This is a genomic window from Coleofasciculus chthonoplastes PCC 7420, from assembly GCF_000155555.1.
Classification (GTDB): domain Bacteria; phylum Cyanobacteriota; class Cyanobacteriia; order Cyanobacteriales; family Coleofasciculaceae; genus Coleofasciculus; species Coleofasciculus chthonoplastes_A.
In genome coordinates, this window is record NZ_DS989849.1 from 235,856 (window position 1) to 255,479 (window position 19,624).

18 protein-coding genes, 1 tRNA gene and 1 pseudogene are annotated in these 19,624 nt (G+C 45.9%); 5 read left to right on the forward strand and 15 right to left on the reverse strand.

Annotated features, from left to right (window positions below; translation table 11 throughout):
• The first annotated feature begins 25 nt into the window (after positions 1–25).
• Positions 26–307: an HNH endonuclease gene (locus tag MC7420_RS14470; RefSeq protein WP_006101268.1), complete on the forward strand. Its 282-nt coding sequence runs from the start codon at positions 26–28 to the stop codon at positions 305–307.
• A gap of 107 nt (positions 308–414) precedes the next feature.
• Here the strand turns inward: MC7420_RS14470 and MC7420_RS38140 are convergent, their stop codons facing one another.
• From MC7420_RS38140 to rplS, 10 genes are all read right to left on the reverse strand, one after another.
• A complete protein-coding gene (locus MC7420_RS38140; protein WP_006101267.1) occupies positions 415–3,642 on the reverse strand; it encodes a PAS domain S-box protein in 3,228 nt (1,075 codons plus the stop codon).
• A 559-nt stretch (positions 3,643–4,201) separates the two neighbouring features.
• Positions 4,202–4,732, reverse strand: a complete 531-nt coding sequence (locus MC7420_RS14480) for an outer membrane beta-barrel protein (RefSeq protein WP_006101116.1) — start codon at positions 4,730–4,732, stop codon at positions 4,202–4,204.
• 520 nt (positions 4,733–5,252) lie between these two features.
• Entirely contained in the window at positions 5,253–5,657 is a 405-nt protein-coding gene (gene rplL / locus MC7420_RS14485; protein ID WP_044207234.1) for a 50S ribosomal protein L7/L12, read from the reverse strand.
• 99 nt (positions 5,658–5,756) lie between these two features.
• The gene (rplJ, locus tag MC7420_RS14490) at positions 5,757–6,323 is read right to left on the reverse strand and encodes a 50S ribosomal protein L10 (RefSeq protein ID WP_006101269.1); all 567 of its coding nucleotides are present in this window, start codon (positions 6,321–6,323) and stop codon (positions 5,757–5,759) included.
• 249 nt (positions 6,324–6,572) lie between these two features.
• Positions 6,573–7,289, reverse strand: coding sequence for a 50S ribosomal protein L1 (rplA, locus tag MC7420_RS14495; RefSeq protein ID WP_006101184.1), 717 nt, complete (start codon positions 7,287–7,289; stop codon positions 6,573–6,575).
• Positions 7,290–7,394: 105 nt separating this feature from the next.
• Positions 7,395–7,820: a 50S ribosomal protein L11 gene (gene rplK, locus MC7420_RS14500; protein WP_044207237.1), complete on the reverse strand. Its 426-nt coding sequence runs from the start codon at positions 7,818–7,820 to the stop codon at positions 7,395–7,397.
• Between the two features lie 2 nt (positions 7,821–7,822).
• On the reverse strand, positions 7,823–8,440 hold the full coding sequence (gene nusG, locus MC7420_RS14505; protein ID WP_006101230.1) for a transcription termination/antitermination protein NusG: 618 nt from the start codon (positions 8,438–8,440) through the stop codon (positions 7,823–7,825).
• Positions 8,437–8,667, reverse strand: a complete 231-nt coding sequence (gene secE, locus MC7420_RS14510) for a preprotein translocase subunit SecE (protein WP_006101045.1) — start codon at positions 8,665–8,667, stop codon at positions 8,437–8,439. The genes nusG and secE overlap by 4 nt, the downstream gene beginning before the upstream one ends.
• A 153-nt stretch (positions 8,668–8,820) precedes the next feature.
• Positions 8,821–8,893 (reverse strand) — tRNA-Trp (locus tag MC7420_RS14515).
• Between the two features lie 92 nt (positions 8,894–8,985).
• A complete protein-coding gene (rplS, locus tag MC7420_RS14520; RefSeq protein ID WP_006101294.1) occupies positions 8,986–9,348 on the reverse strand; it encodes a 50S ribosomal protein L19 in 363 nt (120 codons plus the stop codon).
• Positions 9,349–9,605: 257 nt separating this feature from the next.
• Between rplS and MC7420_RS14525 the strand changes: the two genes are divergently transcribed.
• Positions 9,606–9,818 carry a hypothetical protein gene (locus tag MC7420_RS14525; RefSeq protein ID WP_044207240.1) on the forward strand — a complete coding sequence of 71 codons (213 nt, stop codon included), beginning with the start codon at positions 9,606–9,608 and terminating at the stop codon, positions 9,816–9,818.
• Between the two features lie 132 nt (positions 9,819–9,950).
• Here MC7420_RS14525 and ilvC read toward each other — a convergent pair whose 3' ends face one another.
• The 4 genes from ilvC to MC7420_RS14550 all read right to left on the reverse strand — a co-directional run bounded on the left by ilvC (position 9,951) and on the right by MC7420_RS14550 (position 16,127).
• Positions 9,951–10,943, reverse strand: coding sequence for a ketol-acid reductoisomerase (gene ilvC, locus MC7420_RS14530; protein ID WP_044207242.1), 993 nt, complete (start codon positions 10,941–10,943; stop codon positions 9,951–9,953).
• A 145-nt stretch (positions 10,944–11,088) separates the two neighbouring features.
• Positions 11,089–12,072, reverse strand: a complete 984-nt coding sequence (locus tag MC7420_RS14535; RefSeq protein ID WP_006101065.1) for a glycosyltransferase family 2 protein — start codon at positions 12,070–12,072, stop codon at positions 11,089–11,091.
• 697 nt (positions 12,073–12,769) lie between these two features.
• On the reverse strand, positions 12,770–14,251 hold the full coding sequence (locus MC7420_RS14545) for a carotenoid oxygenase family protein (protein ID WP_006101279.1): 1,482 nt from the start codon (positions 14,249–14,251) through the stop codon (positions 12,770–12,772).
• A 352-nt stretch (positions 14,252–14,603) separates the two neighbouring features.
• Entirely contained in the window at positions 14,604–16,127 is a 1,524-nt protein-coding gene (locus MC7420_RS14550) for a folate/biopterin family MFS transporter (RefSeq protein WP_006101099.1), read from the reverse strand.
• A gap of 243 nt (positions 16,128–16,370) precedes the next feature.
• Here MC7420_RS14550 and MC7420_RS14555 point away from each other — a divergent pair, with 243 nt between their 5' ends.
• Positions 16,371–16,637, forward strand: a complete 267-nt coding sequence (locus MC7420_RS14555) for a hypothetical protein (protein WP_052307478.1) — start codon at positions 16,371–16,373, stop codon at positions 16,635–16,637.
• A gap of 25 nt (positions 16,638–16,662) precedes the next feature.
• Here the strand turns inward: MC7420_RS14555 and MC7420_RS39755 are convergent.
• Positions 16,663–16,728 (reverse strand): annotated as a pseudogene (locus tag MC7420_RS39755) (IS200/IS605 family transposase); the annotation flags it as partial.
• A 25-nt stretch (positions 16,729–16,753) separates the two neighbouring features.
• Between MC7420_RS39755 and MC7420_RS35215 the strand changes: the two are divergent.
• A complete protein-coding gene (locus MC7420_RS35215) occupies positions 16,754–17,893 on the forward strand; it encodes an RNA-guided endonuclease InsQ/TnpB family protein (protein WP_052307479.1) in 1,140 nt (379 codons plus the stop codon).
• A gap of 186 nt (positions 17,894–18,079) precedes the next feature.
• Positions 18,080–19,387: a tetratricopeptide repeat protein gene (locus MC7420_RS14565; RefSeq protein WP_006101292.1), complete on the forward strand. Its 1,308-nt coding sequence runs from the start codon at positions 18,080–18,082 to the stop codon at positions 19,385–19,387.
• Positions 19,388–19,624 lie beyond the last annotated feature (237 nt).

The window sequence follows — 19,624 nt, forward strand, 5'->3', positions numbered from 1 at the left end:
TGTCTGTAATAGTTTACGACTAACGATGATTTGTCAATTATGTGAACGAGATGTTGAGCGTTTAACGATTCATCACCTAATTCCTCGACAGAAGGCAAAAAAGAAAAAAGCCGAGACAATTCCCACCGCCATGATTTGTTCTGCTTGTCATCGACAAATCCATTCTCTGTTTGACAATACCCACTTATCCCAAGAACTCAATTCTTTGGATAAGCTAAAAAATGAACCTCAAATGCAGAAATTTTTAATCTGGGTGCAGAAGCAAAATCCTTCTAAACGGGTACGAGTGCATCGTCAAAATTTCTAGAGATTTATCCCAAATTCGGCTTGACTCTCCCTTTTATAGCACTACGAGGATGACAAATGACGAATGACCATCTCCACCGTTAGCTTTTATTGTGTCCACCTAGTTACTTACCTTTGACTGGTAGAAGATGTGAGTAACGTAAACAAAAAAGTTGTTCCCTCTCCTGGAGAACTAATCACGCCAATTTCGCCGCCGTGTGCTTTAATAATTTGCCGACACAGATACAATCCTAAACCAATACCACTTAAACTGCGAGAAGAAGCGCCGCGATAGTAGAGATCAAAAAGGCGATCGCACTGCTGTTGTTCCATCCCTACCCCATTATCCGCGATCGCACAACGCACTTTCTCTCCTTCAACAGCATCCTCCACCACCGTCGCACTCAGGGTTAGGTGAATTCCGGGCGGGTTATGTTTCATTGCATTAGTGATTATATTCTCAAAAACTCGCCACAATTGCTTGACGTCAGCACTCACAAATGGTAAATCATCGGCAACTTGATTGGTCAACGTCACTTGATTTTTTGCCAGTAACGGTTGCAACTCTGTCAAAATCTCTTGAATGAGTTGACTCAATTGTAATGGTTCGCACTCGCAAGGAATCCCATAAGATTCAGCCGCATGAATTTCCAATAACGAATTAATTAAATTAAGCTGGCGATCGCTACTTTGGATCATCCGCTCTACAATAGAACGTGGGACGGGAATTGTCTTATGTCCTTGGTCATTTGTCCTTGATTCTTGATCGAGCGTAGAAAAATAACTATTGAGTAAATTCTTCAAGACCATTAACATCCCCATCACGGGTGTACGTAAATCATGAGATACCGCATGTAAAAACACATCCTTGATTTGATTCAGTTCTTGCAGTTCCTGCATTTTTTGCTGCAATTGTGCCGTTCTTTCTTCAACTTGATACTCTAAGTTCGTATTCAGTTCGCTAAGCTGTTGATATAATCGTCCCTGCTTAATCGCAATTGCTACTTGTGTCGCTAGACGGCGCAGTAAATCCACTTCCAAGGCTTGCCACTGACGCGGACTTGTGCATTGATGCACCACTAATAAGCCATACATTTGCTCATCCACGACAATCGCCACGGCTAACGCGGCTCTCACTTGAAATTGATCCAAATATTCGGCGCGTTCCGGGGACGTTTCCCAAAGAGCGGTATCGTTAATAACTTGGACATCAGTATGTTCAAATAAAGCAATTAACTCCTGAAGATACTCATCGTTTTCTACTGCTAAATCCCAACAGGAGGAAAAATTATCCGCCACGGATTCTGCCACAACTTTGCCATGCATTGCCCCATCCATATAACTAATCAGAACCCGATCCGCTTGCAGGAACTGGCGCACTTCTGCTACGGTCGTATTCATAATTTCATTCAGATCCAGCGATCGGCGAATTCGAGCCGCAATTTCTCCCAACAAACGATCGCGTTCAGCCGCTTCTCGTAACCGGGCTTCGGCTTGCTTTTGTTCTGTAATATCCCGCACCACGGCTAAAAGATGGGGTTTTCCTTTGTACATAAACCCGGTTCCCCGTACCTCAATGGGAAACGGCGTACCATCAGAACGCAAATCCACCGCTTCCCGCTGAAAGGGAACTCCCTGTCTGACAGCAGTAAGATACTCATAAAATATTGAATGGGAGTCGGGATGAATAAAACGTTCGGGATCAAGATGGATAAACTCTGAATAGGAATAACCATGCATTTGACACGCGGCTGGATTTGCCTCCACGAGTTGCCCGTCTAAATCGCTAATAATTAAGCCATCTGTCGTGGCTTCAAAAATTGCCCGATATTGGATTTCACTCTCTTTGAGACGCTGTTCAGCTAATTTACGCTGGGTAATATCATGGGTTAGTGCCAGTAAGCACCGTTCTCCCCTTAAATTAATAATCTCGGCGGAGAGTAAACCAATGAGAATCTCACCCGATTTGGTGCGAAACTCATATTCTTGATTCGTAATCGCACCGTTGTGCTGTAGACTATGAACCATGCGATCGCGATCCTCAGGATGCACCCAGATATTCAATTCCTCAGCGGTGCGACCAATCACCTCTTGGCGCTGATAGCCGGAATACCGCATAAAGGTTTCGTTGACCTCGATATACCGTCCATCTGCTAAGGTGCTAATCGTAATCGAGTTGGGACAACAGCGAAAGGCTTTAGCAAACTTTTCCTCACTCAACCGTAACGCCTCTTCGGTGCGTTTGAGTTCAGTAATATCCACGCTGACACAGACAGCGGCTTGACCCTGTTGGTATTTCTGAGCAACCAATAAATAATACCGACAGTTATCACCAATCAAGGTTTCAATTTCTCGCTTGGCTTCCTGGAGGGGACTAGCAAAAAACTGGGCAATAAAGTCCTTAAATCCGGGGGTGGAATTCATAAACCCCAGTTCCTTCCCCACAAATGCTGCAGCGGATAATCCGAATGTCTTACCTAGATAACTGTTAACGCCTTGGTACTTCAAATCTGTCCCCATCCAGGACACACATCCGGGTACAGCATCTAAAATCGCTTGTAACTGGTCTTTCGCCGCTTGCAGTGAAGCGATTAACTGCTGTTCCGTTTCCTGCGCCCGTTGACGTTCAGTAATTTCCTGGCGCAATTGCTCATTGGTTACGGTTAACGCCGCTGTGCGTTCAGCAACTCGCTGTTCCAATTGTTCATTCATCAAGCGCAGAGCGTTTTGAGCTAAATGACGCTCGGTGATATCGTGACCAATACAGAGAATACCTGTCACTTGTCCTGATCCATCAATGAGCGCTTTATTCGTCCACCCTATCCAGACGCGACTACCATCCCGCCGGATATTTTCGTTTTCGTGGTAGCGGTATTGATCGGGGTGTTGAATGATGTCTTGGATCAGAGTAGTCAAGTCCCGTCCCGATGTCTCGGTTTCTGGAATAATCGTCTCCGCCGCAGAATGTCCCAGGATTTCTGCTTCCGGGTAACCCAAAAACTGTTGGGCAAATTCGTTTAAAAAGGTGATTGTACCTTGAGTATCGATGCGTAAAATCAGGCTATTGGCATTTTCGACAATGTTTCGATAATAAGTCTCTCGCTCTCGCCATACCTGCTCAACCTGTTCTCGTTCTGCAATCTCGCGCCGTAGTTGCTGATTGATCCGTTTTAATTCCTGGATCTCGTCTGAGTTGTCGGCTTGAGATTGAGTCTCAGGGTACAATAACAGGGGGATAGGAGTTTGCAGAGGAGAATTAGGCGATCGCGGGTGGTTATCGCCTCGGTTGTTGGTAATGGCTAGCCAGAGCTGTTTGAGCTTGTGATACATCGGTGGCGTTCCGAGAATGGTTCCCAAAACGGAATGTTCTTCCCACTATACTCTGACAAGTCTCGCTCTGTTATCTCGAACCAACAATTAACCCACCACGAGACGGTGGGCTAATAGACCTATAAGTTTCATGAAATAATCACCCTGATGAATTCGCTGCGCTCTCATACCTTCTAGTCACGGCGTTAAAAGTCTGTCGATGTCGCGTCAAAGAATCAGATAGCTGGCTCAATACCTTTCCTACACGGTTTTTTTGGGAGCGCGGGCGGGAAGAATCCAGCACAACACGGGCGACAGAACAATTGAGAAAACAGAAACGATCAAAATCATTGATAAAACTTGGCTGAGTTCAGTAGTCATGATCTTTACCTCTTTATTTGGTTACGCTGCTTTTCTATTTCAAGTTTAACCGCCCTGTATCTTGGCGAACAAAGTTTACTGTAATTTTATGGTAAAGATATCCGCCATTTTTATCAGGTTGTATTTATTAATTTTTATTAAATATTATTCCTGAACAGAAAAATCTGTAGTGTAGAGACGTAGCATGCTACGTCTCTACAGGGTTAGTTGACCAGAGCGTTATGGTTTAGAAGCGGTAACCCGCACCCGCTTGGATACTAACCGCAGACGCTGGACTATCTTCGTAGGCTTCGATACCGAGTTTTGTATCGCCATAAACCACAATATTGCGACCAAATTGAGCTTCAGCACCGACTGTTACCACAGGCGCATTTTTGTTTCCTAATGGAGTTGGTTGTCCGTCTTCTTCAATGAAGGAATAGCCAGCACCTACATAAACATTAGCGTTGTTCGTAACAGGAACATCGTAGGAAACAATTGGCATAATGGCGCTGGTATCATCGCTGAATAGAACAGCACCGCGCAGAGAAACTGGCGCTTTTGAAGTCGTTACACGACCTTGAATATTCCCGCCAAATGTTGCGGCATCGTTATTTTGTCCACCGTTGGTCACGCCTGCAGCGACACCAGCACCGATATAGTTGGCATCAGTTCCCGTGGGCTTGGCAGACGCCATATCAGCCGATAATAAAACAGGCGCGATCGCGGTAGCAGCTAGGGTTGAAAAGGTAACAAAAGACTTAAGGTTGCGTTTCATAGTAACATCCATCAATAGGTAGGGTGTAGTGTTGCGTTGTTACTATTCAAGTCGTTTTTAATCGAGTCAATGTTCCAGGTTTAGCAATTTTTTGATGGATGAATTTGCGGAAAATCCTTAGACATCTTAAGAATTAAGCTTTTCAGGAAAACTCTTCGATTGTTTTTTGTTAGATTTTCCCATACACATAGAAACAAAGGCAAATATTATTAAAAGAATGGAAAATTATAGTTAGCTTTTCATGATTTGTGATCAGCCAGTAGACTATTGATTAACTGTCACATTTTTTTTTATTTTTTCCGGATGAGAATTCCCTCTCCTTAACAAGGGGAGAGTTTGTAAACTGTCACACATTTACAGCAGATTTCATGATGAGGTACAGTCTTCTAAGCAATGATATGATATCATCTGTCTTCACTGATCAACCCAAAAATGAAAAAACCCCCCGTTCGTGTTGATCCGGGGGATGAATTCAATCTATCGATTGTGGGGGCAATTCATGACTTGCCCCGACAGAGTTCTATTTCACGGAAACCTTAGCACCAGCTTCTTCAAGCTGCTTCTTGGCTTCTTCTGCGGATTCTTTTGCTACCCCTTCTTTAATCGGCTTGGGCGCAGACTCGACCATATCTTTGGCTTCCTTGAGTCCCAACCCAGTCATGGTTCGCACGACTTTCAGGATAGCAATCTTCTTATCAGCGGGAACTTCTTCTAAGATGACATCAAATTCTGTCTTCTCTTCCGCCTCTTCCGCCGCAGCACCAGGCGCACCAGCCGCTGCCATTCCGGGCATCATCATCATGCCACCCGCAGGAGCAGCCGCGCTAACGCCAAAGGTGTCCTCGATTTGCTTAACTAATTCCGACGCTTCGAGTAACGTCAGGGATTTTAGCTTTTCCAAGATTTCGTCGGTTGTAGCAGACATGAATAAACTCCTTTGTTTGATTGTTTACGTGTGACCCTTCGACTACGCTCAGGGTAACGACTACGCTCAGGGTCAGCGTTTTGACAGTCCAGGTCGAGGTTAACCGCCACCTTCTTTCTGAGCGGAGAGCGCTTGTAACACGCGACCCAGTGATCCCGGAACTTCGTTGACACAGCGACCCAGGGATGCAGGTACTTCGTTGACACCCACAGCCAGTTTAGTGGCGATGGAATTAATCGAACCTGCAATCTGCCCGATGAGTTCTTCTTTAGACGGCAAGTCGGCAATCGCCTTAACTTGGTCTTGACTCAGGGCTTGACCTTGCATCACGCCACCCTTGAAGTCAGTTTTTTTGGTGGCTTTCTGGAAGTCCTGATATGCCCGAATTGCACCGCCTACATCGTCTTTGACTAACATGAAGGCGGAGGAACCGACCAAGAATTCGGTCATGGGTTGCCAGTTTTCATCATCCTCAACCGCCCGCCGCATCAGGGTATTTTTCGTCACCTTACAGACTGTGCCTGTGGGACGCAGCCGATTCCGCAAATCGGTAATTTCCGCCACAGAAAGTCCCTGGTAGTCAATGACGATGGCGAGTTGCGAATCACTCAAGAGTTCCTTGAGATCAGCGACGACTTCCTTTTTGTTGTCTAGGGTTCTGCCCATGCTTGTTTCACCTCCTTTTTTCCTTTCAGAGTTGCCAGTGGGAAAATCCTGCCTTTAGCCATAACGAAACCCCGGACATGCCGGGGTTACGCTGAGTATCTTTTATACCTGTACTTTAATTTTGATGTACAGCAACAGGGGATACGTCGGGCGTTGACCTCGGCAGGATATTAAGTGATGAACACCTGCTGTCTTTGGTACAAGCCAATGAAATTATTGGATTGTAGACTGCAAAAATAACGGTTCAGATTACGCAGCTTCAGCTGCTTTCATGTCCCGTAAGCTAGGGATATCGACTTCAATCGCCGGTCCCATGGTCGCACTGATAAATATACTGCGCCAAAAGCGACCTTTCGCCCCGGAGGGACGATTGCGGTCAATCGTTTCCTGCAAGGACTTGAGGTTGACCAACAAGTCTTCGGCAGAAAAGGAAGCCTTACCAAACATAACATGAACGATGCCTGTGCGATCGGCACGAAATTCAAGTTTCCCTGCTTTGAATTCTTCGATCGCCTGGGTTAGGTCGAAGGTAACAGTACCGCCTTTTGGGGAAGGCATCAAGCCCCTGGGTCCGAGGAGGCGTCCTAACTTCGCCACTTGGGGCATCATGTCTGGTGTGGCAATCAAGCGGTCAAAATCCATCATGCCATTTTGGATTTCGCCAATTAATTCTTCAGATCCGGCGATATCTGCCCCCGCATTCGTGGCTTCGGTGACTTTTTCACCTTTAGCAATCACCGCGACTCGTACCACCTGACCCGTTCCTTTGGGTAGGGATACGGTTGTCCGCAGTTGCTGATCGGTATATTTGGGATCAATTCCCAAGCGGATATGGGCTTCGGCGGATTCCGGGAATTTTGCCGTTGCGGTTTCTTTTAACAGCTTCAGGGCTTCCGTAGGTTCATAAGGTCGCTCTTCAACCTTGCTGTGTAATTCCTGTAATCGACGTGATAGTTTTCTAGGCATTTATCTCTCCTGGGGTGACTAACGAAGCGTCTCGCCTCTCCCCCAAATTGGGTTAACAACGGTCTGCAATTTCGGGTTGATGGCACTTAAACCTCAACCCAGGGACTATTCTGCGATCGCGACGCCCATATTCCGGGCAGTCCCTTCGACGATTTTCATGGCTGCTTCAATATCATTAGCATTGAGGTCAGGCATTTTCGTCTGGGCGATTTCTTGCAGTTGCGCCTTTGTAATCGTGGCGACTTTTTGCCGATTGGGTTCACTGGCGCCTTTTTCAATCCCGGCTGCTTTTTTGATCAGCACGGATGCGGGCGGGGTTTTGAGGATAAAGGTAAAACTACGATCCTCAAACACCGAGATTTCCACGGGGATAACCATTCCCGCTTGGTCGGCGGTCTTGGCGTTGTATTCTTTACAAAACGCCATGATATTCACCCCATGTTGACCGAGTGCCGGTCCAACAGGGGGAGCAGGGTTGGCTTTCCCGGCTGGGAGTGCCAACTTAATAACTGCAACGATTTTTTTTGCCATTCTTAGCCTGTTTTTTCCACCTGATTGAATTCTAGTTCCACTGGCGTATCTCGCCCAAAAATGGAGAGTAACGCCTTGAGCTTACTGCGTTCGGGGCTAACTTCAATTACTTCGCCTTCAAAGTCTTTAAACGGACCGGATAGCACGATAATTTTGTCACCAACAGCCATGTCAACTTTAATAACAGGCTCTTGTTCTTCGGTGTGCTTAAAGATCCGCTCGACTTCTCCTGGACTCAAGGGTACCGGTTTAACGTGACCTCGCCCTCGTCCATAGCGACGTTTCTGTTCTGCCCCTACAAAATTAATCACATTGGGTGTGTTTTTGACAACCTGCCAGCTTTCATCATCCATGACCATTTCTACCAAGACGTAGCCAGGGAAGACTTTTTCTTCAGAGTGCTGGCGAGACCCATCCTTACGGATTTTTACCGTCGGGGTTTGGGGAATCTGAACTCTCAAGATTCGGTCAGCGACATCTAGGGTTTGCACTCGCTGTTCTAGATTTGTCTTTACCCGCTTCTCACAGCCGGATGCCACCTGAACCGCATACCAACGGGCAGATGGGGCTTCTTGGAGCTGTGGATCGCGATCGTATGATTCGTTTGCTGCAAAACTCATCCAAATACCTGTTGTGATGCCCACAAGAATAAGCCATCCACTAAATAAATTAGGGTGGCTGATAGAACGACCATCAATAACACGGCAGCCGATTCGCTAATCAGTTGCTGCCGAGAGGGCCATACGACTTTACTGAGTTCCTCTTTGGTTTCTTGAAGAAACGTTACAACATTAAACCCAGAGGTTTTTTGCTGAGACTCTGTTTCCGTTTTAGTTTTCTTTGCCACAATAGTTGACTTCCCCCTTCTACTGATTATCAGAGCTGTTCAACCCAGCGTTCATAACTCATATTAACCTGCTTCACTCATCCGTGAAGTTGACAAGATCTGGGTAGAACCGCTGATGCTCCCCCAGCCTTTTAGTATTTTATAGATTCAGAACGCGCCCTGGAGGACTTGAACCCCCGACATCAGGTTTTGGAGACCTGCGTTCTACCAACTGAACTAAGAGCGCTTGGGTTGGCTGGTAGAGGTGAATTTATCCCCTTTGCTTTACTTAGTGTAACGCAATGAGGGCATGAATACCAAGCCAATATCCAAAAAAATCTAAATCCCCCGGTCAAAGCGCTGCTTAACCCGAGTCGCTTTACCCACACGCTCTCGCAAATAAAAGAGTTTCGCCCGACGCACCTTACCTCGTCGCACAATTTTAATACTGGCAATTCGGGGGGAATGGAGCAGAAAAACTCGTTCTACACCAACACCTTGGAAGATACGTCGCACGGTAATCGTTTGGTTGATGCCACCGTTACGCATGGCAATCACGGTACCTTCGTAGGGCTGAACCCGTTCCTTGTTCCCTTCGCGAATACGGACACCGACTCTAACTGTGTCACCAACATGGACTGTCGGTAAGTCTGATTTTAGCTGTTCCGCTTCTATGGAGCGAATAATCTCTTGAGCCTTCATGGTTTTGTAAAAAAATCACAGCCTATAATCATAGCGCACTATCTGATCCGGCGTCTAGATGGGGGAGTGGGTAGGGATGGGTGTTGGTGGCGGGCGTCGGGTGTTGGGTGTTGGGTGTCTGTTAACCTTTGTGCAGAAACTGCCCTGACTAGGTTTTGACTAAAATGTAAAGAATTATCAAAAAATGCTGGTTTTATCTTGACCTAGGGGAAAACTAGCAGTATGCACAATTCATTGATGCGACTGGGAGTAGAGCTATGCGTTTCAAAAATCTTCTAGGACCCCTTTTGATCCTAGCCTTGCTGTTTATCACATTAGGCGATCGCGTCCTACCTGCACCGCTAGATGATGCTAGCCGCAACACCCGCACCAGCATCAATCAATTCTTAATTGGGTTATTTCCCGACTGGAATCCCACCAACCCGAACGAACGCACGGAAAAAGAAGTTGAGCAATTAGAACAGAGGTGATTAAAACAGAGGCGCAGAGGTACACAGGAGCAGAGGTGAACAGGGGAAGAGGAAGCTGGGGGAGAAGGTTGATGTCATTTGCCAATTGTCTTTCAAGAAATTAGCAAATGACAAATGACAAATGACGAATAACTACTTCTTCAACCAGCTAAACATTGCCCGTAAATCTTTACCCACTTCCTCTACCGGATGTTCCGCTTCCTGACGACGCATGGCTGTAAATCCGGGTTTACCTGACTGATTTTCTAACACAAACTCACGGGCAAATTGACCCGACTGGATTTCTTGCAGAATTTTCCTCATCTCGGCGCGGGTTTGGTCATTAACGATGCGAGGTCCGCGAGTATAATCGCCATATTCAGCAGTATTAGAGATACTATCGCGCATATTGGCGAGTCCGCCTTCCACAATCAAATCCACAATTAATTTAACTTCATGGAGACATTCAAAATACGCCAACTCTGGCTGATAACCCGCCGCCACTAAGGTTTCAAATCCCGCTTTAATCAAAGCACTCAAACCCCCACATAACACGGCTTGTTCACCAAATAAATCGGTTTCCGTTTCTTCCCGAAATGAGGTTTCCAAAATACCCGCACGAGTCCCACCAATTCCTTTAGCATACGCCATGGCGCGATCGCGAGCTTGACCTGTGGCATCCTGATACACGGCAAATAGGCAAGGAACACCTTCTCCCTGTTCGTAAGTCCGTCGCACTAAATGCCCTGGTCCTTTGGGTGCCACCATGATTACATCTACATCAGGTGGGGGAACAACTTGACTAAAGTGAATATTAAACCCATGGGCAAAGGCAAGGACATTCCCTTCTTTAAGATGCGGGGCAATTTCGTCGGTGTATACCGTTTTCTGCACCTCATCCGGTAGCAAAATCATAATCACATCCGCCGCTTTCGCCGCGTCAGCAACCGCATGAACCGTTAATCCGGCTGACTCCGCTTTCGCCACCGACTTACTGCCCGGATACAGACCCACAATCACCTTAATGCCACTCTCTTTGAGATTCAGGGCGTGGGCGTGACCTTGAGACCCATAGCCGATAATTGCAATTGTTTTATCAGTGAGTAGGTCTAAGTTAGCATCTGCATCGTAATACATCCGGGTCATAGAAGTATCTCCCTTGCTACAAGCATTGTGATTGACGGACTATTGATTTTACATCAAAACCCTTGCCCGTTGTTATGGATTTTGTCTGGGTTAGGGCAGATACGGTCGCACTTGCTTCCTGAAGCCACCTTTAGGTTTAAATCACTCAGTTATGTTCACGCACTAATAAAATGGGCGTTGCCTGAGACTCTTTTAATAATTCATCTAAACAATTTCTGGCAATGATTCGTTTTAAAAATAACCTTGCAGCCGCTATAGACAAATCCGTTTTTAACCAAATTCTTACCGCGCTGATGAATTTTCTTTTTTTGAGGGCAGCAAATCCCCAATGAATTTTTATCGACGACTTAATCTCTGATAGTCCTGGTAAAGTATGACGATATTTGGGGCTGATACATGAATAAATTTTTTCTTTGATAATTAAATTAATTTCCAGACGTTTATCGAAAGCAAACTTGCTATTAAATGAACCTTGCCAAATAGTTCGATAAGCCAGACATTTATTGATCAAAACAGCGTCGCCAAACTGGGCAATTTTAATCCAGGAATCAATATCATCATAATTCGTATCGAATTGGGTATCCCATCCTCCTGACTTAAGGAAAGCTGAACGGGAAAAAGCTACTTGTACAGGCGTGCCAAATGGCAAGAGTTCCAACAGCATGGCGTAATGAATCTCGGCTTGGGGAATATATACAAGTGTTCCCTTGCCAACGTGCCGACTTCTGCTGATTTCTTTCTCATTCTCATTGACCTGGATGGCTCGACATGAGCAAATCACAGCATCTGGACGCCCTGCGATCGCCTTTACCATTTCTTCAATACAATTAGGGGCAAGGTAGTCGTCATCATCCACCAGTTTTACCCATTCTCCTGTCGCCAATGCTACACCCTGATTAACCGTTCCTGAGTGACCCAGATTCGTCGAATTGCGGTGATAAATTAAACGGGTATCACCCATGTCCAAGAGTTCTTTTCGTCGCCCCTGGACATACCTATCCGTACCATCAGACGAGCCATCATCCACCACAATTACTTCGCACGGTATCGTTTGAGCTAACGCACTGTCAATTGCCCGCTTGAGCAAGGTGAGGCGATTATGAGTCGTGATGACGATGCTAAATTTCATACCCTTCTCCACCAAAATTATTTTGCCTCGATTAGCTGTCCAGCATTTAGATCAGGATGTCTAAATTCCTCAACGGGAACAGGGAACGGGGAATAGGGAACAGAAATATCCAATTTCAATGCACATCGACTGATCTAAGAATCGGTATCGCCCAGATTTTGTTTTAACCTGTTTTGGGTGTGGTTAAGATTTGGACAATAAGATTAGCTATGGACATTCATAATTTTACGCGATTGAACCCTAGTGCAGCGCGGCAAAAATACTTGAGCAGCTTCATCGTCTCTACGAAGCAGAGGGAGCTGGGGGAGCTGGGGAAGATGGGGAAGATGGGGAAGATGGGGAAGATGAGGGAGATGAGGGAGTCTTGTTCCAGAGTGATGACAGAAACGTCTGTGTGTAGGGGCGGGTTTAGGAACTAATATTGATTGTTATCCCTAGCTTGGCTGCAAAACCCGCCCCGACCAAATGACAAATGACAGATAAATAGGGCTTGCTGAATAAGTCTTGTGGTGAGGCAGAGGACGCGGAGACGCGGGGACGCGGGGACGCGGTGAGCGAGGGGATACATTTTTCCGGCTCCAGATGCAAGGTTTTTGACCATCTAGGCACCAAAACCTTGCACTTGTTGGGTAAGAAAATGGCTTGAAACCCTTGTGTGGTATACCTTCTACATTAATGCAGCAGACCCTAAATAAGATTAAAAGACTGTCGAAGTCCAGCTTCCATGCAATCCGTAAGGAATATGGTGCTTGAGATGCAGTCGTGCGATCGCGCCTTGGCTCAAATCTCGACTGTCCAAAATCACCACATCGGATCGATGGTGACTGGAATCATACACCAATGTCAACACCCAACCCTCATCTTCTCGCTTCGCGTCAGGATGGGGGACAAAAATCGGTTCGCTGACAAAGCCTTGGGGGGCTGCACTCCAAACTTGTTCCTCACCTGTGGTGACATCAAACTTAGCAATGGCTTGAAGTGGAGCATTTCCTGTGGGATGATGAGTCACTCCCATGTACACATAACGGTAAGGGCGTCCAACGTGATCGGGATGTACACAGGGAAATTCACAGGAACGCGCTGATAATAGCTGTCGTTGTACCGTAGAATCTGCTAAATTCAGTGTAAACCGAAACAGTTGTCCCGGCGCGATCGCATCAAAATCCACGTTCCGATAATCTATCTCTGAGTCCACTTGAGTTAAAGATTCATAGCAAATCGAATCCACACAAATCTGATCCCCTTGTTCAAACGCATTTGCATGGTGAAAGATAAACCCAGCCTCAGCTTCCAGCACTTGCATCGGTTTATTACCATGACGCGGAATTACTAAAATCCGAGTCGGTGCGTTGGGTTTAAAGTCTACACATTGACCCGCCCCTTTTAATCCTAGGAGGAAGGGAACAGGATTATAGGTGACAGGATTTTGGAAAAAGATGCAGTAATTGGGTGTAATCACAAAGTCATGAATAAAAGCAAAACCTGGAACCGTATGACATTGACCCCGTTTCAATTTCCTGGCGGTATCCAGTTCATAAATGGTGATTTTGGTGGAAAAACCTGGTTTAATCGCAAAATTCACCAAACAAGGCGCACCTCCATCTTGGTTGCAGCTTGGGTCAATCCAAGGATGGGCACCAAACGCCTCTCCGGGTGCCAAAATACCGTCTAGCGTTTCTTTTCCAATGGTGTCTAAGGTTTTGGGATCTAACCGATAGGGTTCCGCCGCTTCCCAAAGAGCCAATAATTTACCGCCCCAATAAATCACATTCGTGTTAGCGATATTTTTGATATCAATATCAAAGGCATTCGCCAGCCAGCCTCCGGGCTTTTGCGTACCAAAAACACCACGATACAGCATTTTTTGGGCTTCTTGTTCTTTGAGGTAGCCTTCAGTACGGACAAAGCGATTGCGGAAATAAGCACGACCTTGATCAAAGGCGATCGCACAAATCATACCATCCCCATCAAAGGGGTGATGCAGGGGTTGACCATGGACATCGAGTAAACCTGGACCATTGCGAAACAACGTGCCATTCAGCGCGGGTGGAATTTCCCCTTCAATGTCCTCAATCCAATACTCATATTCATTCGGTTGGGATTGATATCCCCGTTTCCATGCTTGTTGATCATAAGAACGGGCAGATTTTGAGTCTAAAAATTGTTCGGTTGCAATCATCTTTTATTTCCTCGTTATTGAATCGTGTTTGTAGTAAGCGCTTTAGCGCTATTGATCCAGAGGACTAAAGTCCTCACTACCAACTGGGTTTGTAGTAAGCGCTTTAGCGCTATTGATCAGAGGACTAAAGTCCTCACGACTAACCCGGTTTGTAGTAGGCGCTTTAGCGCTATTGATCCAGAGGACTAAAGTCCTCACGACTAACCCGGTTTGTAGTAGGCGCTTTAGCGCTATTGATCCAGAGGACTAAAGTCCTCACGACTAACTGGGTTTGTAGTAAGCGCTTTAGCGCTATTGATCCAGAGGACTAAAGTCCTCACTACCAACTGGGTTTGTAGTAAGCGCTTTAGCGCTATTGATCCAGAGGACTAAAGTCCTCACTACTAACCCGGTTTGTAGTAGGCGCTTTAGCGCCATTGATCAGAGGACTAAAGTCCTCACGACCAACCCGGATAAACTCTGGCAAGACATCAGGTAGAAATGGCTGTTCGGATAGAGAACCCGAGGTATGATGTTCAAATATTTCTGCTGGCGGTAATGATTTAGCCTCTGTTGCGCCTTTAATTTCAGTTTGCGGATCAGCCGTCGGTAACCACCCTAAGAATGGCAAGGGCAATAAACTCGATAGGTTGGTAATTGTCAGTAATAACCACAGCCGATCAAAGTTATGTTCTGTCACTCCTAGCCAATGGGTTAATAACGCCCCCAATTCATGAGATAACAATCCCGATAAATTCCATATCGACATCAACAGGGCAAATAAAGTCGCTTCCACTCCCGACGGGCAGAGTCTGGCTGAAAGGACAAGCACAGGCATAAACGTAATCTGTCCAATTACCGTCAGAATCAAACTGTCGCCTAAACTAAACCAGTGATCATCAATCCCTAACGCGCGATTCGCATGGGTGACGAGGATGAGAGTTGTCATCCCCAACACAGCCGACAGTACAGTTGTCCATCCCATAATCGTGCGGAAGGGAATGCCCTTTAAAAAGCGTTGAAATACCCAAACCCCCACCAGAGACGCCAAACTGGTGACTAAACGCACTCGTCCTAAAAATTCCGGCTCAAATCCGAGTTCATTGGTGGAGAAGAAGAAAAAGGCTGAATCGGCGGTGGGTGTCGCTTGCCAAAGAAAGATAAACGCCGTGGGTAGCCATATCGCTTTTTGAGTCACCGCATGGCGCAATTGCTTAATTTGGTTGGTAACAGTGGCGGTATTTATCCCCGAACTAACGGATTCCTCGGCAATTAACCACGCCACGCCAGAAACTAGTAGGGGAAAGGTGGCGGTAATCCCAAAAACAGTTTGTGTATTGAACGCCTCCAGCAGCCAACCACTCAGATATGCCGTAATCACTCCCCCGACAGCAGAGGTTCCCCACGTTAGGGATTGCAGAGAACCCGAGTTGCTTAATGATTCCCGCCTTGCCCGTTCCACCACCAGTGAGTCTACGATGACATCACTAATCGCTACAGAAAGGGAACTCAGGAGAATGGCAAGGGTTGCTGCCCAAGCGGTATGGACGACTGTTGCCAAACTTAACCAGGCGGCTGTTCCCATCAAGCCTGACAGAACCAGATAAGGGCGGCGGCGATAGCCAAATAAGGGGAGTCCGTCGGAAAGAAAGCCAAATAGGGGTTTAATTACCCAGGGTAAGGCAGCAATCCCGATTAGGGCTGCGACTTGGGCGGGACTCAAACCCAGTTCGTCTTTGAGGAAGAAGCTAATCGCTAAACGGGCTAGCCCCAGGATACCCTGGACAAAGTAGACGATGAGGATGGCAATCAACTCCGGAGTGGGTTCATTGCCAAAAAAGACTTTATCTTTAACGGCTTGTTTAAAGCGATCGAAGCCAGAGGCGGACACAATCATGAACTTTTTTTAAGATTTATCTCTTTTTATATCTTACACGCTGTCTCTGGGTTGCCTCATCTGCCTATCGGCGATCGCTCCGAGTTTGTTTGTAGTAGGCGCTCTATTCGCTATGAGAGGACTAAAGGGGAGCATATCACCTTTGTAGGTTGGGTTGAGGAACGAAACCCAGCACTATCGTTAGCCTGTTGGGTTTCGCTTGCGCTCTACCCAACCTACGAGAACATTTTGTGCAAAACTGATATGCTCCCGACTAAAGTCCTCACTACTGACGGCTTGTCGAGTCGAGGACGAATTGATCATCAAGCTAATGTTGAGCTAATTGAATTAGACTTAGGCGAGCAAGAAGCGATTACTCTAGCTGAAAAAATTGGGGCTAATTTGATTATTTTAGATGATCGGGATGCACGGCAGATGGCTTTGCAGCGTAGTTTAAATGTGATTGGATTGCTCGGTGTTTTGGGGGTTGACGCACAGCGAAAATTGATTACGTTTTCTGTGGCAATTTGAAGTAGAATTTGTTGACCTAGGCGGTAAATTCTTTACGAATTAATCGGCTGCTAACTGTTTTGAGATTGTTGACCAGCTTGCTGATTTGAATCTTATACTAAGCTATAATGTCAACCATGAAGCTAACACACATCTACAGGATAAAACCATCTGCCGAGCAGGTTGTCATTATGGACACCTGGCTGGAGATGCTGCGGCGGCACCATAACTACTCACTGGGTCAAAAGTTTGACTGGCTGCGTAGAACTCGATGCCAAATCGATAGGTGTAGCCTATTTTCAGAGCCAATTGGAGATATTCCAGATAAATTTCCTGGCTACAATTTTCAGGTTGGAGAACTCAAGAAAACTAAAGAGTTGTTTCCTGCCTACAAGGAGATCCACGCCGAGGTTCAGCAACAAAACCTAAAGAGGCTGGATAAGTCTTGGGATAGATGGATAAGACCCGATAAGTCAGGAAAAAGAGCGGGGATGCCAAAGTTTAAAAAGAAGGGACAGCTACGTTCCTTCACTTTTCCTCGCATCAACTGCCCCAAAGCTGGTGTTAATAAAATCGAGAACGGGGTTTTGACTTTATCGAAAATTGGGTCAATGCCTGTAATTATGCATCGACCTTTTCCTGACGGGTTTGAACTTAAGACGGCAACCATCGTTAAGAAAGCAGATGGTTGGTACGTCGTTGTTTCTTTAGAAGATTCCTCAGTCCCAACACCATTACCTGTAGACGAAATCAAAAGTTTCTCGTTCTCTACTTTTCTAAGAATATTCGGCTTAGTTGTGTCTGTAGTCGGACTGACAATTGCTATGAGAGGGCTTTTCTTACCTTGGTTTTCGATTTCCAGCTATAGCGTTGTAACTGGATTAGATTTTTGGGTACACGGCGACTCGCTAACTATTCTCAGCTATAGTCTGGCATGGATAGTTTTTTTGACGTACTGCTTTCAACCTAATTATGTTAGTTACTGTGCGATATGTTTCAGTCTTGTTATTCCTATATTCTACTTTAAATCGTGGGTGTTATTGTTACGCACAGGGAATCCTTACGATTTTTTTGATTATAGTAGTTATCATAATCAGTTTGGTTTTAGATTTACCTTGGAACCAGGATTTTGGAATGTTTTTATGGGTATGAGCTTAATTTTACTCGGTGTTTTTATTGGAATGAATAACCAGAATCGAATAATTTATATGTTCATTATAATTGTAATATTATATTTACTCGGTCTATTGATAGGAATGTTTTTAATATTTAACTAAAATAAAAAAGGCTATTCTAGACTAGTTATAGCAAATTAGTAGTTTAAGGAGGTAAGTCTAGTACAAGAAGGCAGAAGTCCGAAGTCCGTTGCTGTGTTGACGACTCAAATAGAAACGCGATCGCTAATGAGGTTATCATGATTGACAAGACAACTGGCGATCGCATAAACGAGTTGGACGTGGGCAATGGAGCAGGAATTTTACGAGCGCGGGCGCGAGAAGGCGCAACAAGGCGATTTAGAGGGAGCGATTCAGGAGTTTGAGCAAGCGTTGCGGATTAATCCAGAATTTGCCGAGGCTTACTACAGGCGGGGATTGGCTCGTTTTGATCTAGGGGATTGTCAAAGTGCGATCGCGGATTATTCCCAGGCGCTACGGGTGAATCCTGAACATCTGGATAGTTATTTGGGGCGCAGTTTGGCTTACTTGGCGCAGGGAGAGGCTCAAGCTTCCCTGGAGGATGCTCAACAGGTTCTCCAGATTGATGGGAATCGGGAGGCGGCGTATAAACTGCAAGGTACAGCCTACCGTCGGTTGGGGAAAACCAAAGAGGCGATCGCATCCTTTAAACAAGCCGCTAAACTGTATCTGGATCAGAAAGACAAAGACAATTGCCAGAGTTGCCTAGAGAGTATCAAGCAAATTCAGTCAGCGCAAATCCAAGCGGCGAGTGCGGCTGAGACGCAGAAGTATTTGACTCAAGTGATCAACAAACTACAACAGGGAAAGCATCGGGAAGCCTTAGAGGATTGCCAGTGGCTGCTGCACGTTGCGCCCAATGATGCTAGAGCCTATTGTTATCGGGGAATTATTCGTAGCAAATTGGGGAATTTAAGAGGAGCGATGGAAGATTTAGGTCGAGCCATGCAGCTTGATCCCAATGATATCCAAGTGCGTCACTATCGGGGGCGGGTTCGCATTGAACTGGGAGACTATCGGGGTGCGATCGCGGATTTTACCCAGTTACTTGAGTTACAACCCGACAATTCCCAATATTATGTGTGTCGGGGTCAAGCCTACTCAAAACTGGGCGATTATCGTCAAGGGATTGAGGACTATTCGCGAGGGTTAACGATTCAGCCCAATGATCCGCAAATTTATTATCATCGGGCGGCGGCGCGTGCGGATTTTCAAGATTACCAAGGTGCGGCGGACGATTATCAGCAAGCGGCGAACCTGTATTTTGAGAAACAGGATTGGCAGAAGTATCATCAGGCATTAAATCAGCAGAAGCAGCAGATAGCGAAAGCTGAAGCTGAGATTAAAAAACGCTCGGCTCAATTGAATCGGAAAGACATCTTTATCAATCAAGAACGGCAAATTCGATTCAATGCGCGGGTGGATCGGAACTTACAGGAACGACTCCTGCGGATGGTGGGTGGATACTGGGATGTGGCTGCGCGTTTGATTGAATTAGCGAAGAAGAAATATCCGGGTATGCCAGAGAATTGGTATTTGCAAAAGGTAATCGATGATTTAGAGCGCGATCGCTAAGTTAAATATCTCAAAGATTATCATGTCTACTGATAAGTAGTCGGACTTTCATTAAAGTTAATGATTGAGATTAGGGAACAGGGAACAGTAAGGATTTGATTGGTGCTGTTGAATAGAGTCTGCTTTCTTGCCAAAACCTGCCACACCTAATTTTTCTATAACCGTAATGGAGGAATCTTCTAGGTATATCTATCTAACAAAAAATAAATATTATGCTTAAGGGTCAGTAGTCAGCAC

Excerpts from the sequence above, each read along its gene's own strand:
- MC7420_RS14470 (WP_006101268.1), top strand. The coding sequence starts at position 26 with ATGATTTGTCAATTATGTGAACGAGATGTTGAGCGTTTAACGATTCAT.
- MC7420_RS14480 (WP_006101116.1), bottom strand. The coding sequence starts at position 4,732 with ATGAAACGCAACCTTAAGTCTTTTGTTACCTTTTCAACCCTAGCTGCT.
- rplL (WP_044207234.1), bottom strand. The coding sequence starts at position 5,657 with ATGTCTGCTACAACCGACGAAATCTTGGAAAAGCTAAAATCCCTGACG.
- rplJ (WP_006101269.1), bottom strand. The coding sequence starts at position 6,323 with ATGGGCAGAACCCTAGACAACAAAAAGGAAGTCGTCGCTGATCTCAAG.
- rplA (WP_006101184.1), bottom strand. The coding sequence starts at position 7,289 with ATGCCTAGAAAACTATCACGTCGATTACAGGAATTACACAGCAAGGTT.
- rplK (WP_044207237.1), bottom strand. The coding sequence starts at position 7,820 with ATGGCAAAAAAAATCGTTGCAGTTATTAAGTTGGCACTCCCAGCCGGG.
- nusG (WP_006101230.1), bottom strand. The coding sequence starts at position 8,440 with ATGAGTTTTGCAGCAAACGAATCATACGATCGCGATCCACAGCTCCAA.
- rplS (WP_006101294.1), bottom strand. The coding sequence starts at position 9,348 with ATGAAGGCTCAAGAGATTATTCGCTCCATAGAAGCGGAACAGCTAAAA.
- MC7420_RS14525 (WP_044207240.1), top strand. The coding sequence starts at position 9,606 with ATGCGTTTCAAAAATCTTCTAGGACCCCTTTTGATCCTAGCCTTGCTG.
- ilvC (WP_044207242.1), bottom strand. The coding sequence starts at position 10,943 with ATGACCCGGATGTATTACGATGCAGATGCTAACTTAGACCTACTCACT.
- MC7420_RS14535 (WP_006101065.1), bottom strand. The coding sequence starts at position 12,072 with ATGAAATTTAGCATCGTCATCACGACTCATAATCGCCTCACCTTGCTC.
- MC7420_RS14545 (WP_006101279.1), bottom strand. The coding sequence starts at position 14,251 with ATGATTGCAACCGAACAATTTTTAGACTCAAAATCTGCCCGTTCTTAT.
- MC7420_RS14550 (WP_006101099.1), bottom strand. The coding sequence starts at position 16,127 with ATGATTGTGTCCGCCTCTGGCTTCGATCGCTTTAAACAAGCCGTTAAA.
- MC7420_RS14555 (WP_052307478.1), top strand. The coding sequence starts at position 16,371 with ATGCTCCCGACTAAAGTCCTCACTACTGACGGCTTGTCGAGTCGAGGA.
- MC7420_RS35215 (WP_052307479.1), top strand. The coding sequence starts at position 16,754 with ATGAAGCTAACACACATCTACAGGATAAAACCATCTGCCGAGCAGGTT.
- MC7420_RS14565 (WP_006101292.1), top strand. The coding sequence starts at position 18,080 with ATGGAGCAGGAATTTTACGAGCGCGGGCGCGAGAAGGCGCAACAAGGC.